This window comes from Bradyrhizobium sp. IC3123 (assembly GCF_020193625.1).
Lineage (GTDB): Bacteria > Pseudomonadota > Alphaproteobacteria > Rhizobiales > Xanthobacteraceae > Bradyrhizobium > Bradyrhizobium yuanmingense.
This window is the reverse complement of sequence record NZ_JADYVF010000001.1, coordinates 307400-319558: the sequence shown is the minus strand read 5'-3', so window position 1 is coordinate 319558 and position 12159 is coordinate 307400. Positions and strand designations below refer to the sequence as shown.

Annotated in this window: 11 protein-coding genes, 2 tRNA genes and 1 pseudogene; 7 read left to right on the top strand and 7 right to left on the bottom strand. The window is 65.4% G+C overall.

What is annotated here, in order from left to right; genetic code table 11:
* Nucleotides 1–79: 79 nt before the first annotated feature.
* Nucleotides 80–153: transfer RNA gene (locus I6F20_RS01680), tRNA-Gly, on the bottom strand.
* 329 nt (nucleotides 154–482) lie between these two features.
* Nucleotides 483–2228: pseudogene (locus I6F20_RS01675) on the bottom strand (PAS domain-containing hybrid sensor histidine kinase/response regulator); the annotation flags it as partial.
* Nucleotides 2229–2639: 411 nt separating this feature from the next.
* On the opposite strand from I6F20_RS01675, the gene I6F20_RS01670 reads away from it, so the two are divergent.
* Entirely contained in the window at nucleotides 2640–2810 is a 171-nt protein-coding gene (locus I6F20_RS01670; protein WP_225139857.1) for a hypothetical protein, read from the top strand.
* A gap of 299 nt (nucleotides 2811–3109) precedes the next feature.
* Here I6F20_RS01670 and I6F20_RS01660 read toward each other — a convergent pair whose 3' ends face one another.
* The gene (locus I6F20_RS01660) at nucleotides 3110–3295 is read right to left on the bottom strand and encodes a hypothetical protein (protein WP_036010865.1); all 186 of its coding nucleotides are present in this window, start codon (nucleotides 3293–3295) and stop codon (nucleotides 3110–3112) included.
* Between the two features lie 211 nt (nucleotides 3296–3506).
* Here I6F20_RS01660 and I6F20_RS01655 point away from each other — a divergent pair, with 211 nt between their 5' ends.
* Entirely contained in the window at nucleotides 3507–3881 is a 375-nt protein-coding gene (locus I6F20_RS01655) for a YciI family protein (protein ID WP_036010863.1), read from the top strand.
* Here I6F20_RS01655 and I6F20_RS01650 read toward each other — a convergent pair.
* Complete coding sequence (locus I6F20_RS01650) at nucleotides 3848–4441, bottom strand: TMEM175 family protein (RefSeq protein ID WP_036010860.1); 594 nt, start codon at nucleotides 4439–4441, stop codon at nucleotides 3848–3850. The genes I6F20_RS01655 and I6F20_RS01650 overlap by 34 nt on opposite strands.
* 122 nt (nucleotides 4442–4563) lie before the next feature.
* Between I6F20_RS01650 and I6F20_RS01645 the strand changes: the two genes are divergently transcribed.
* From I6F20_RS01645 to I6F20_RS01635, 3 genes are all read left to right on the top strand, one after another.
* Complete coding sequence (locus tag I6F20_RS01645; protein ID WP_036010858.1) at nucleotides 4564–6621, top strand: ATP-dependent helicase; 2058 nt, start codon at nucleotides 4564–4566, stop codon at nucleotides 6619–6621.
* Between the two features lie 56 nt (nucleotides 6622–6677).
* Nucleotides 6678–7658, top strand: coding sequence for an NADPH:quinone oxidoreductase family protein (locus tag I6F20_RS01640; protein WP_225124868.1), 981 nt, complete (start codon nucleotides 6678–6680; stop codon nucleotides 7656–7658).
* Between the two features lie 95 nt (nucleotides 7659–7753).
* Complete coding sequence (locus tag I6F20_RS01635; protein ID WP_036010854.1) at nucleotides 7754–8785, top strand: LLM class flavin-dependent oxidoreductase; 1032 nt, start codon at nucleotides 7754–7756, stop codon at nucleotides 8783–8785.
* A gap of 126 nt (nucleotides 8786–8911) precedes the next feature.
* Here I6F20_RS01635 and I6F20_RS01630 read toward each other — a convergent pair.
* Nucleotides 8912–8997: transfer RNA gene (locus tag I6F20_RS01630), tRNA-Tyr, on the bottom strand.
* Between the two features lie 207 nt (nucleotides 8998–9204).
* Between I6F20_RS01630 and rlmB the strand changes: the two genes are divergently transcribed.
* A complete protein-coding gene (rlmB, locus tag I6F20_RS01625; protein ID WP_036010853.1) occupies nucleotides 9205–10035 on the top strand; it encodes a 23S rRNA (guanosine(2251)-2'-O)-methyltransferase RlmB in 831 nt (276 codons plus the stop codon).
* A 263-nt stretch (nucleotides 10036–10298) separates the two neighbouring features.
* Here the strand turns inward: rlmB and I6F20_RS01620 are convergent, their stop codons facing one another.
* Nucleotides 10299–10811: a hypothetical protein gene (locus I6F20_RS01620; RefSeq protein WP_225124867.1), complete on the bottom strand. Its 513-nt coding sequence runs from the start codon at nucleotides 10809–10811 to the stop codon at nucleotides 10299–10301.
* Between the two features lie 41 nt (nucleotides 10812–10852).
* A complete protein-coding gene (locus I6F20_RS01615) occupies nucleotides 10853–11335 on the bottom strand; it encodes a hypothetical protein (RefSeq protein ID WP_109143325.1) in 483 nt (160 codons plus the stop codon).
* A 281-nt stretch (nucleotides 11336–11616) separates the two neighbouring features.
* On the opposite strand from I6F20_RS01615, the gene I6F20_RS01610 reads away from it, so the two are divergent.
* Complete coding sequence (locus I6F20_RS01610; protein WP_057029593.1) at nucleotides 11617–12111, top strand: hypothetical protein; 495 nt, start codon at nucleotides 11617–11619, stop codon at nucleotides 12109–12111.
* Nucleotides 12112–12159: the final 48 nt, after the last annotated feature.

Here is a 12159-nt window from a genome sequence, read left to right as displayed (position 1 = left end):
GAGGAATAGCTGATCGGCCGTCAAGCTACGGGCGGCTATCGAGGAAACGCCCTGCTGGGATATCGCGTCCAACAGGTTCTGGAGCGGGTGAAGGGAATCGAACCCTCGTATTCAGCTTGGAAGGCTGCTGCTCTACCATTGAGCTACACCCGCGTTGGGGGCTCCCTAACACGGCCGGGCTGCGGTCTCAACTGCCCAGGAGGTCGCTTTCCGGCGTCTTCGGCGGCCTTGCGAACCACCCGGGTTCCTGCGGACCCGCCGCCCCTTAACAGCGGCGGGATCGCCGCCTATATTGAAGACTTCCGAAACCAACGAAAGGAGGTGATCCAGTGTCTTATCTCAAGCGCTGTCACCTCGCTGGGATCGCCCGCTAAGCTTCGAGTAGGGCTTGGCATCGGGGCGCTCTCAGCCCTGGACCAGCGAGCAAGAAATCGGGCGCGACGGGGCTTCCCCGCCGCGCCTTTTTCGTCTGTCGCCGCGGCTCAGGCGGGCGGCTCGCCGGCAAGCACCTCGCGAATCTTCTGCGACAGCTCCGCCTTGCGGTATGGCTTGAACAGCAGCGCCACGCCGGGATCGAGATGTCCGTCGTGGACGATGGTGTTGTCGGTATAGCCGGAGGTGTAGAGCACCCTCACGCCCGGCCGGCGGAGCCTGACGGCTTCGGCCAATTCATGCCCGTTCATGCCGCCGGGCATGATGATGTCCGTGAACAGCAGATCGAATCGGGCACCTTGGTCGACCAGCGCCAGCGCGGACGCGCCGTCGCTCGCAGCGAGCGTGCGGTAGCCGAGGCCGCCGAGTTGCGCGATGACATAGCCCTGGACCAGCGGATCGTCCTCCACCACGAGTATCGTCTCCCGCCCGCGCGCCGTGGCGGGCGCTTGAACCGGCGCCGTCCTGGCCACCGCCTCGCCCTTTGCCCGCGGCAGGAACAGCCGCATCACGGTGCCGCGCCCCTCCTCGCTTTCGATCGCAACAGTGCCGCCGCTCTGGCGGGCAAAGCCGTAGACCATGCTCAGCCCCAGACCGGTGCCGCGGCCGACCCCCTTGGTGGTGAAGAACGGCTCGAAAACACGCTCGCGGATATCGGCCGGAATGCCGTGACCGGTGTCGCCGACTGCAACCATCACGAAGGCGCCGCGCACGCCCTCACCAGCGGTCCCCGTGCCGTCGAGCTCGCGGTTCGCGGTTTCGAGGGTGAGCTTGCCGCCGCCCGGCATCGCGTCGCGCGCATTGACGGCGAGGTTGACGATCGCGGAGGACAGCTGCGACGGATCCACCATCGCGGACCAGGCCTCGTCGGCGAGCCGCGTCTCGATCTCGATTTGCTCGCCGAGCATCGGCCTCAGCAGCTTCGCGGTCTCGACCACGAGCGCGTTGACGTCGATCTCGCGCGGCTCCAGCGGCTGGCGGCGCGCGAAGGTCAGGAGTTGCGAGGTGATCTCCGCTCCGCGCGCGGCCGCATCATCGATCAATTGCGCGATCGCGGCCAGCTCGGGCTTGTCCGCAAGCCCCTCCTGGATGATCTCGATCGTGCCGGTGATAACCGTGAGCACGTTGTTGAAATCGTGCGCCACGCCGCCGGTGAGCTGGCCGATCGCGTCCATCTTCTGGGACTGACGCAGCCGCTCCTCGATCTCGTGCTGCGCGGTGAGGTCGGTCGCGGAGCCGCGGTAGCCGAGGAAGCGTCCATCGTCGTCGAAAACCGGCTTGCCGTTGACGCTGAAATGATGCATCCGCCCGCGCGTGTCGCGTCCGCGATACTCGAATTTGCGGAACGGCTCGTGACGGTCCAGCGTCGCCAGATGCGCGCGCCATTTTTCAGACTCGGTATCCCGATCGAGCGCAGTATCGATGCGACGCGTGCCGATCCGCACTTTGGGATCCATGCCGAAGGCAATCACCCGGTCAGAGAGGTAGGTGAAGCAGTGGTCCGGCCCGGTTTCCCAGAACCAGTCGGACGCGGTCTCGGCATAGTCGCGGAAACGCTCTTCGCTCGCCCGCGCCTCCGCTTCGGCGCGCCGGCGGATGGTTAAATCGCGCTCGAGATTGGCATTGGCCTCGCGCAGCTCGCCATAGGCCTGCTGGAGGTTCGCGCACATCGCGTTGAAAGCCTCGATCACCTTGTCCAGCTCGTCGGCATCGGAGGGCGGCCGGCGCTCCAGGCGTAACGGCGGTGGGGGCCGGGTCAGGCTGTATTTGCTGACGTACTCGGCGATGGCCGCAAGCGTCTCGATGTCGGTCAGACCAGGCTTCGCCGCCGTCGGCGCGATGGCGTGGCTGCGCTTGGCGTCCTCGTCAGCTGCGTTGGCCATGCACCATGTTCCCGAAATGGCGGCTCGCTGCTGCGGTCGAGCGGTTGCAGTCTCGAGCAATCCATGGGCTGAGACGCGCCCGTCTCGTCACCCGATGCAAGCGACGTCCCGTCGGCCCGCGAGCTCGAAGTCGGCAAGTCACGTCTTCCGCCCCCGCAGCGGCACTGCTGGGCAAATTATCACTGCTCGTGCTAAAATGTCATCGGTGAAAGTCCGGTATGGCTCGCGGGACGAGCGCGCAATGATCGTTGCGACCGGGTGTGCAGGCGCCAACTTTGGCGGCTAGCCGTCGCCTGCCTGTCGCTGCTCGCCACTGACCCTGCGTTGGCGCAGGACACGATCCGGCTGGCGCGCATCGCCTGCAACCACTACCTGCATGAACGTCATCGCGATCTGGTGCCTGAGGTCGGCAAGGTCATCGCCCAGATGCAGGCGAGCGGCGAGCTGGCCTCGCTGCGCGAGGCGCTGGTCAAGCAGGTCTTGAGCGGGCAATGACGAATGCTGCGTCAGCCAGCGCGAAGCCGCTCGCGCAGCGCGACGGCGGCGATCAGCATGCCGACGCACCAGGCCACGACCGCGCGGTGCGGCTCCTCGCCGAGCAGCACCGTGACCAGAGCATGATCCGGAAAGTGTGTAGCGGTTTTCCGAAAAGATCATGCTCAAACATAACCTCTGGTCAGAAGGCACGGGACGATGGCCTTGGAGGTCCGGATCATCAGCGCGAGCAGGAACGGCATCGCCGCGATCGATATCTGCGGAACGTCCATTTCGAACGCCCGCCTCGCCGCAAGGCTTCAGAAGCCGAAGAAGTTGAACGCGCGCCGCAGTTTGCCGCGCCGGCTCTCGACGATCCGCTCACCGCCGTTCTCAGCCGAGCTGCCGTAATAGCGGTGATGGCCGGCCTGGTCGTGCAGATCGGCCGGCTCCGACTGCCCTGCCCGCCGCGCGTCGCAGATGATCTTGATGGTATGACCCGACATTGCCGCCTCCAGCAAAGAACTTGTTGTTTATGGTCCATCAGTCGCGACCAGTTCCGGCGGCGTTCACATGGGCGAGGACGCAATCGGGTTTCAGGACGGTTTCGCCGCTTGCGGGCCACGCAATATTTTGCTTCGGAAGTGTCGGCACGGGCCGCCGTGCCACGTCCTCAGGACTTGCGCAGAAACAAAAGCAGAAAAGAACGAGGTGACGATGCTGTACGCCATCCTGGCCTATCACGTGGAAGACGAGGTCCTGTCCTGGACGGCGGAGCAGGACGCCGCGGTCGTCGCCAAGGTCATCGAGGTTCAGGCGCCGCTGCGGGCCAGCGGGCAGTTTGGTCCGGCGGCCCGGCTGGATGAGACCCGCAAGGCCCGGACCTTGCGCGGCCCCGGCGCGGGAATGGTGCTGGACGGGCCGTTTGCCGAGACCAAGGAGCAGCTTCTCGGCTTCCACTTGATGCAATGCGCCACCGAGGAGGAGGCGATCGAAGCGGCGCGGAAGCTGCGCGCGGTCAATCCGACGGCGGTGTACGAGATCCGCCCGGTCAAGCTTTACGTGCCGGCCGATGGGTTCGGCGCGACATAGAAGCGCTGGATCAGTAGGCCGCCAAAGGCAAAACACCAGATGTAGGGCGCGATATGCGGCGCAAACGCCGCAACGATGGTGCCCGGGATGAACACGGCGACCGGAAACAGCGAAGCCATGATCTCGCGGCCCCAGCCGCGCAGGATGGTCCACCACAGCAAGGCATTGAGGCCGCCGATCGTGGTCAGGTGCAGGCCGTAGAGCACCGCCACCGCGCTGCTCATGGCGTAGTTGGTGTAGAGCCCATTGGTGACCGGCAGCAGCACGATCGAGAGCAGGAAGAAAAGGTTGAGGACCACCATGCCGCGGCTGCCGACGGGCTGACGTGCCAGCCGGCGGTGATGGCTGATCCAGAACACCCCGGCGATGATGAAGCTGAGCGCGAAGCCGGCAAGCTTGCCGGAATACACCCGCGCGAGATCGTTCCAGTCGGGTGCGCCACTGAACACTGCCGCCTTCGGCAGGTCGTAGGCCAGCAGCGTCATGGCGACGCCGAAAATGGTGTTGCTGAGCGACTCCAGCCGCCGCATCTCGAATTGTTCGGGCTTGAGCTCGGTCATCTCGCCATGGGGTGCTGGAACCAAAGGGCCGTCATCCCCCTAAATCCTAATTCCAGTTCCGTCCAGCCGCATTGCGATTCGCGCCGGGATCGCCGAGTCTCATCCTTTCACCGGGGCGATTCGTGGCGACATATCTGGACACGCTCAATGCGGAGCAGCGCCGCGCCGTCGAGCATGGCGTGGCCGACGGCGCAACCGTGGGCGGCCCCCTGCTCGTCATCGCCGGTGCCGGCTCCGGCAAGACCAACACGCTCGCCCACCGCGTCGCGCATCTGATCGTCGCAGGCGCCGATCCCCGCCGCATCCTGCTGATGACGTTCTCCCGCCGCGCCGCGGCGGAAATGGCCGGAAGGGTCGAGCGCATCGCGCGCAAGGTGCTGGGCGAGAACAACGCCGCAATCATGCGCGATGCGCTGACCTGGGCCGGCACCTTCCACGGCATCGGCGCGCGGCTCCTGCGCGAATATGCCGAGCGGATCGGCGTCGATCCCGCCTTCACCATCCATGACCGCGAGGATTCTGCCGACCTGATGAACCTGGTCCGGCACGAGCGCGGCCTGTCGAAGACCGAGAGCCGCTTTCCGGCCAAGGGCACCTGCCTGTCGATCTATTCCCGCTGCGTCAATGCCGAGATGGAGATCGAGAAGGTGCTCGCCCAGCATTTTCCCTGGTGCGCGGGCTGGGCCGCCGAGCTGAAGGGTCTGTTCGCCGCCTATGTCGAGGCCAAGCAGGCCCAGCACGTGCTCGATTACGACGATCTGCTGCTGTATTGGTCGCAGATGATGGGCGATGCGCTGATCGCTCAGGAGATCGGCGGCCGCTTCGACCACGTGCTGGTCGACGAATATCAGGACACCAACCGTCTGCAATCCTCGATCCTCTTGGCGCTCAAGCCCGACGGCCGCGGCCTCACCGTGGTCGGCGACGACGCGCAGTCGATCTATTCGTTTCGCGCCGCCACCGTGCGCAACATCCTGGACTTTCCGCAGAGCTTCTCGCCGCGCGCGGAGATGATCACGCTCGACCGCAATTACCGCTCGACGCAGGCGGTGCTGTCGGCGGCGAACGGCGTGATCGGCCTCGCCCGCGAGCGCTTCACCAAGAACCTCTGGACCGACCGCACCTCAGGTCAGAAGCCGCAGCTCGTCACCGTGCACGACGAGGCCGACCAGGCGCGCTACATCGTCGAGGCGGTGCTGGCGAACCGCGAGCAAGGCGCGCTGCTCAAGCACCAGGCGGTGCTGTTCCGCACCTCCTCGCATTCGGGTCCGCTGGAGATCGAGCTGACCCGCCGCAACATCCCCTTCGTCAAGTTCGGCGGCCTGAAATTCCTGGATGCCGCGCATGTCAAGGACGTGCTGGCCGTGTTGCGCTTCGCCGAGAATCCGCGCGACCGCGTCGCCGGCTTTCGCATCCTGCACCTGCTGCCGGGTATCGGGCCTGCGACCGCACAGCGCGTGCTGGACCAGATGGCGGAGAGCACCGACCCGCTTGCCGCGCTCGGCCGGCTGCCGGGGCCGGCGCGCACCGGCGAGGACTGGACCTGTTTCGTCCGCACGGTCGAAAACCTGCGCTATTCGGAATGGCCCGTCGATCTCGAACGGGTGCGGCTCTGGTACGAGCCGCATCTCGATCGCATGCACGAGGATGCCGAGACGCGCCGCGCCGATCTGATGCAGCTCGAGCAGATCGCGAGCGGCTATGCCTCTCGCGAGAAATTCCTGACCGAGCTCACGCTCGATCCGCCGGATGCGACCAGCGACAAATCAGGGCCACCCCTGCGCGACGAGGATTACCTGATCCTCTCCACCATCCACTCCGCCAAGGGCCAGGAGTGGAAATCGGTGTTCGTGCTCAACGTCGTCAACGGCTGCATGCCGTCCGATCTCGGCGCCGGCACCAGCGCCGAGATCGAGGAGGAGCGCCGCCTGCTCTATGTCGCGATGACGCGCGCCAAGGACGATCTGCATCTCGTCGTGCCGCAGCGCTTCTTCGTGCACGGTCAGGCCGCCAGGGGCGACCGCCACGTCTACGCCTCGCGCACCCGGTTCATCCCGGAGCAATTGGTCTACCTGTTCGAGCGCACCGCCTGGCCGAAGGCAGCAAGCGGTGCCGCGCGCACCGCGGCGCAGGGGCCGAAGATCGACATCGGGGCGCGGATGCGGGGGATGTGGCGGTAGACACAAGAGGCTAGTGTCGAGACCTGTCAGGATAACTGGAACAACAGAGGTCCGACATGAAAGCCGTTGTCGTCGAGCAATACGCCCCCATCGATCAGATCGAGCTGAAGGACGTACCGCCGCCGTCCATGGAGGCGGGACAGCTGCGCATCCGGGTGGAAGCTGCCGGGATTGGCTTCGTCGACGGGCTGAAGATCGAGGGACGCTACCAGACCAAGGACCCCCTGCCCTTCATTCCCGGGACGGAGTTCGCGGGGGTGGTGACGGACGCGCCCGGCGCACCGGGGGGTTACCAACCCGGCATGCGCGTGATGGGCATGACGCGATCGGGCGCACTGGCCGAAGAGATCGTCGTTAGGCCTGAAGCGGTCCATCCCCTGCCGGATGGCGTCGCAGCCGAGGTCGCCGCCTCGTTTCGCGCCAATTACCTGACGGCCCTATATGCGCTGGGCGCGCGCGCTTCGCTGGCCGCAGGCGAGCAGCTTCTCGTGCTGGGTGCCGCCGGCGGCACTGGGATTGCGGCCGTCCAGATTGGAAAGCTGCTCGGCGCTCGCGTCATCGCGGCTGCATCAACACCAGAGAAGCGCGAGTTTGCGCAGGCGCATGGCGCCGATGCGGTGATCGACTATACGCAGGCGGGCTGGCGCGACACGCTCACGGAGTTGACGGCAGGACGTGGCGCGGACGTGATCTTCGATCCCGTTGGCGGCGAAATCTCGGTGCAGGCATTTCGATCCATCGCCTGGCGCGGACGCCATCTCGTGGTCGGCTTTGCCGCCGGCGCCATTCCCGCGCTGCCGTTCAATCTGCCGCTTCTGAAAGGCGGCGCCTTACTCGGTGTCGATCTTGCGCAGATTCCAACGCGCGAGCCCGATGTGCAGAAGCGCCTGATGTCACAATTGACGGACTGGCTTGCCGATGACCAGTTGAAGCCCGTGGTCGGCCAAGTCTTCGCCTTCGAGGATTTCCGCGCGGCATTCAAGACGATGCAGACGCGCGCTGCGCTCGGCAAGATGGTGGTGCGCATCGGGCGATAAGATCCACAAACGGAAACCGAGCATTTCCGCACGTGCGCTTGTGACCGGGCTGCGGTCCCTTAGATGTGGCCGATCCTCCCACAGAGACTTGATCGATGACCCCACCGCTCGAATTCGGATTGGATACCTTTGGCGACGTCACAAGAGATGCGTCCGGCGACATGATTCCGCATGCGCAGGTGATCCGCAACGTCGTCGACGAAGCGGTGCTGTCGGACGAGCTCGGTCTCGATTTCATCGGTCTCGGCGAGCATCACCGCGCCGATTTCGCGATCTCCTCGCCTGAAACCGTGCTCGCTGCGATCGCATCGCGCACCCGGCGCATCCATCTTGGCTCGGCCGTGACGGTGCTGTCCTCGGACGATCCCATCCGCGTGTTCCAGCGCTTTGCCACGCTGGATGCGGTCTCGAACGGACGCGCCGAGGTTATCCTCGGCCGCGGCTCGTTCACCGAATCCTTCCCGCTGTTCGGCTTCGACCTGCGCAAATATGAAGAGCTGTTCGAGGAGAAGCTCGATCTGTTCGCTGCGCTCTTGTCGCAGCAGCCGGTCACCTGGCAAGGCAAGCTGCGTCCGCCGCTGAAAGATCAGCTGGTCTATCCGCCGGTCGAGAACGGCAAGCTGAAAACCTGGATCGGCGTCGGCGGCAGTCCGCAATCGGTGGTGCGCGCCGCGCATTACGATCTGCCCTTGATGCTGGCGATCATCGGCGGCGATCCAGCGCGCTTTGCGCCCTATGTCGAGCTCTATCATCGGGCCTTCAGGGAGTTCGGTCGCCCGGCCCAGCCGATCGGCGTGCATTCGCCGGGCTACGTCGCCGAGACCGACGCGCAGGCGCGCGAGGAGCTCTGGCCCGACTACAAGGCGATGCGCGACCGCATCGGCAAGGAGCGCGGCTGGCCCCCGATGGGACGCGACGAGTTCGTCCATGAGGCCGAGCACGGCTCGCTCTATGTCGGCGCGCCGGAAACGGTGGCGCGCAAGATCGCGAAGACCGCGAAGGCGCTGGGGCTTTCGCGGTTTCAGTTGAAGTATTCGGCGGGGCCATTGCCGCACGAGAAGCTGATGCGGAGCATCGAGCTCTACGGGCGGAAGGTGGTGCCGATGGTGCGGGAGATGATGGGGTAGCGGGCTTGAGAAACAGTCCCAGTCCGCCTACGCCCTGCGGGCTACGGCGCGACAGCCTTCGCTCACTTCGCGCCACGAGCACTTATGCTGGCTTGCCTAGCCGTAGCTCTCGAAGCGAGCGAAGGCTGGTGGGGGAGGCAGGACTCGAACCTGCGAAGCCATGAGGCGGCTGATTTACAGTCAGCTCCCTTTGCCACTCGGGACACTCCCCCGCTCGACGGCAGCACAATCGGGCCGGACCTTGCCGGCGGACCGAAGACGGCCATGGAACGTGAAGGCCGCGGCAACCCGTATCGGGGCGCGACCGGGCGCGTTTATGGGCGAAGCGGTGGGGCAAAGTCAACCGAGGCAAGCAGCTAAAATCGCCCTCGAAGCCACTCAAATTGCCATATTGGGGTCCCCGTGACACAAGCGAGCCCATGAAGGACAAAAAATTCGCCCCGAGGGGCCCCCGCAGGGGGGCTAAGCCCTTCAACAAACCAGGGAAATCGACCGGCCGGCCGGCTTGGCGCGAACGCGATTCGCACCCCGACGGGCCCGTCATTCTCTATGGCTGGCACACCGTCACCATGGCCCTCGCCAACCCGCAGCGGCGGATCCGCAAGCTGACGCTAACCGAGAACGCCGCGCGGCGGCTGGCGGACGAAAACATCGCGACCCGCATCGCGCCCGAGATCGTCCGTCCCCAGGAGATCGACCGCCTGCTCTCGCCCGACGCCGTGCATCAGGGCCTGCTCGCCGAGGCCGATCCCCTGCCCTCGCCGGACATCGAGACGCTCAAGCAGGAAGGCATGGTGCTGGTGCTGGACCAGATCACCGATCCGCACAATGTCGGCGCCATTCTGCGCTCTGCAGCGGCCTTCGCGGTGAAGGCGATCGTGACCACCGCGCGTCACAGCCCCGAGGCGACGGGCGTGCTCGCCAAGGCCGCCTCCGGCGCGCTGGAGCTTGTGCCTGTCGTCACGGTGCAAAATCTCGCCCGCGCCTTAACGGCGTTGAACGAGCGCGGCTTCCAGACCGTCGGTCTCGACAGCGAAGGTACCGAGGACCTCTCGAACGTCACACTGCGCGAGCCGCTCGCGCTGGTGCTCGGCGCCGAAGGCAAAGGCTTGCGGCAATTGACGCGCGAGACCTGCAGCGTCGTGGCGCGGCTCGACATGCCCGGCGAGATCAAGAGCCTCAACGTCTCGAATGCGGCCGTACTCTCGCTCTATGTCGGCGCGAGCCGGCTGGGGCTGATGAAGCGCTAGCGCTTTAGGCGCCGCGCATATCCGGACGATTGCTAGACTACGCCTGTTTTGCCCGACGGATCAATCTAAGTCTCTGTTTTTCCGAAATTTGGGGTTCGAACAATGAGCTAATGAGCGATGCTCGCTCATCTCGGGCACATTGCGCTTCAAGTCCTTGATTTCACTGTTCCCGGCTACTGTGCATGGGGTTGTTTTGAAGAGAAAGCAAAACGCCCGTCCGCATCACGCGAACGGGCGCTTCGCAAATCTCAACCGATCAGAGATCAGTAATAGCGGCGCAGCACGCGGTGACCGCCATAATAGCGCGGCGCATGGCGGTGGGCGTAGCCGTAGCGGTGAGCATGGCCGTAGTGAACGCGCGGCAGATAGCCGTAGCGGGGACCGTAGCCGTAGCGATAGGGACGGAAGTACGGGCGGCGATAGGGATAAGCGGCCGGCGGCGCGACCGCAGCGGCACGATAGCCATAGCCATAGCCGTAATTGGCGGGCGCGACGACCGCGTCCTCGCGATAGGTCGGGTACGGCGCGAAGGCGCCCGGACCGGTATAGGTCGGACCCTGGTTGACGTAATAATACTGCGTGGTCGGCTCGGCGAGACGCTCATAGGCGCCGTAGCCGTAGCCGTAGCCATAACCATATCCGCCGCATCCGGTGTTGCAGCCGGCATAGACCGGCGCAACGGGCGCGCATGTGCTGAAGCCGCAGGCCGCGGCCGGCACGGTGGCGGCGAACATCACGGCAGTTGCCGCGACCAGTCCCGAAATCATTTGACGCATTACTCTCTCCTGTTGATTTCCGTTTTTGGTTTTCACGTTTCTCAACCCGGCGGCCTGCCGGGTATCTCTGTGCGCGGCCGCGGCCGCGGGGGCCGAGGACGGTCGTTGATCTCGGGCGCGTAGATCACCGGCGGCGGATCGACGGGCGGATCCATCTGCGCCGGCAGCGGCGCGGACGAGGCACCCCAGCTCTGGTGGTAGCTCTCGGCGGGCTTGGGCAATTTGCGGTTCGCCGGCGGCTCGACCTCGAGCCGGCCGTAGCCTGGCCGCAGGCCCAGCGTCGGATAATAATGGCCGACGTTGTCGGGCTGCCGCTCGGCGATATAGCGTCCGCCATAGATCGTGGGCTGCACCTGCTGGCCCTTGCCGAGGCCCCAGGTGCCCTCGACGACGGCGTAGGACGCATCGATGTTGTTGATGATTACTGGCACGCCGGGACGGCCGGGAACGACGATCTCGAAGCCGGCTGCAAACGCGGTTGCAGGCAGTCCGATCAGAAAGGCGGCGAGCGCCACGGCACGCATGAGGAGACCCCGGTTATCCGGGCGCAACCTAACCGATCGCGACGCAGAGAGAGTTAAGGCCTGCTCACCAAATTCCGGTAAGCCTAACGTGCAAGGATTGCGCGCCGCTCAAATGTTGCACGGCGAGCTAGTGAAGTGTTAACGGCGCGGAACCCCGCGGCTGGAACAGCGTACTGCTCACATCGGTTTGACGGCTCGCATCCGAAAAATCCCAAGGTTGCATCGGAACGTCCTGCGCCGTCAGCGTTTAGCTCCTGTCCACAAAATGGGAGCGAACAACCATGACCATCAAGCTTCTCGGGGCCACGGCGATCGCAGCGACCATGCTGGCAGGCTCTGCCATGGCGCAGACCGTCGTCACCAATCAGGGCCGCTGCTCGGCGCAATTCCCGAACGCCAATTGCCAGACCTTCGGACCGGGACAGGCCACCACCGAGAGCGGCTACCGCCACCGCCGCGCGGCCTATCGCCAGACCAACCGCGACTGGAATAACGACTGGAACAGAAGCCCCACTGGCTTCTGGCCGACCGACGTTGCGGCGGGCGCTGTCGGGACGGCGGCCGGCGTCGCGGGCGCCGCGATCGGCACCGCCGGCGCGATTGCCACCGCCCCATTCCGAGGTTGGGACAATTCCTACGCCTATGACAATTCGTGGGACCGCGGCTGGGACAATCGTAGCTGGGACAGGCGCACCTATGCCCAGCGCAACGGCTTCGTCTGTACGCCCGGCACGTACTTCAAGGGCGCAGACGGCCGCCGGCAGCTCTGCCAGTAAGCCGGCTTGAGCCGAACGCGACACATCGGGCGGCCCGCGCGGCCGCCC

Excerpts from the sequence above, each read along its gene's own strand:
- I6F20_RS01660 (WP_036010865.1), bottom strand. The coding sequence starts at position 3,295 with ATGTCGGGTCATACCATCAAGATCATCTGCGACGCGCGGCGGGCAGGG.
- I6F20_RS01655 (WP_036010863.1), top strand. The coding sequence starts at position 3,507 with ATGCTGTACGCCATCCTGGCCTATCACGTGGAAGACGAGGTCCTGTCC.
- I6F20_RS01650 (WP_036010860.1), bottom strand. The coding sequence starts at position 4,441 with ATGACCGAGCTCAAGCCCGAACAATTCGAGATGCGGCGGCTGGAGTCG.
- I6F20_RS01640 (WP_225124868.1), top strand. The coding sequence starts at position 6,678 with ATGAAAGCCGTTGTCGTCGAGCAATACGCCCCCATCGATCAGATCGAG.
- I6F20_RS01635 (WP_036010854.1), top strand. The coding sequence starts at position 7,754 with ATGACCCCACCGCTCGAATTCGGATTGGATACCTTTGGCGACGTCACA.
- rlmB (WP_036010853.1), top strand. The coding sequence starts at position 9,205 with ATGAAGGACAAAAAATTCGCCCCGAGGGGCCCCCGCAGGGGGGCTAAG.
- I6F20_RS01620 (WP_225124867.1), bottom strand. The coding sequence starts at position 10,811 with ATGCGTCAAATGATTTCGGGACTGGTCGCGGCAACTGCCGTGATGTTC.
- I6F20_RS01615 (WP_109143325.1), bottom strand. The coding sequence starts at position 11,335 with ATGCGTGCCGTGGCGCTCGCCGCCTTTCTGATCGGACTGCCTGCAACC.
- I6F20_RS01610 (WP_057029593.1), top strand. The coding sequence starts at position 11,617 with ATGACCATCAAGCTTCTCGGGGCCACGGCGATCGCAGCGACCATGCTG.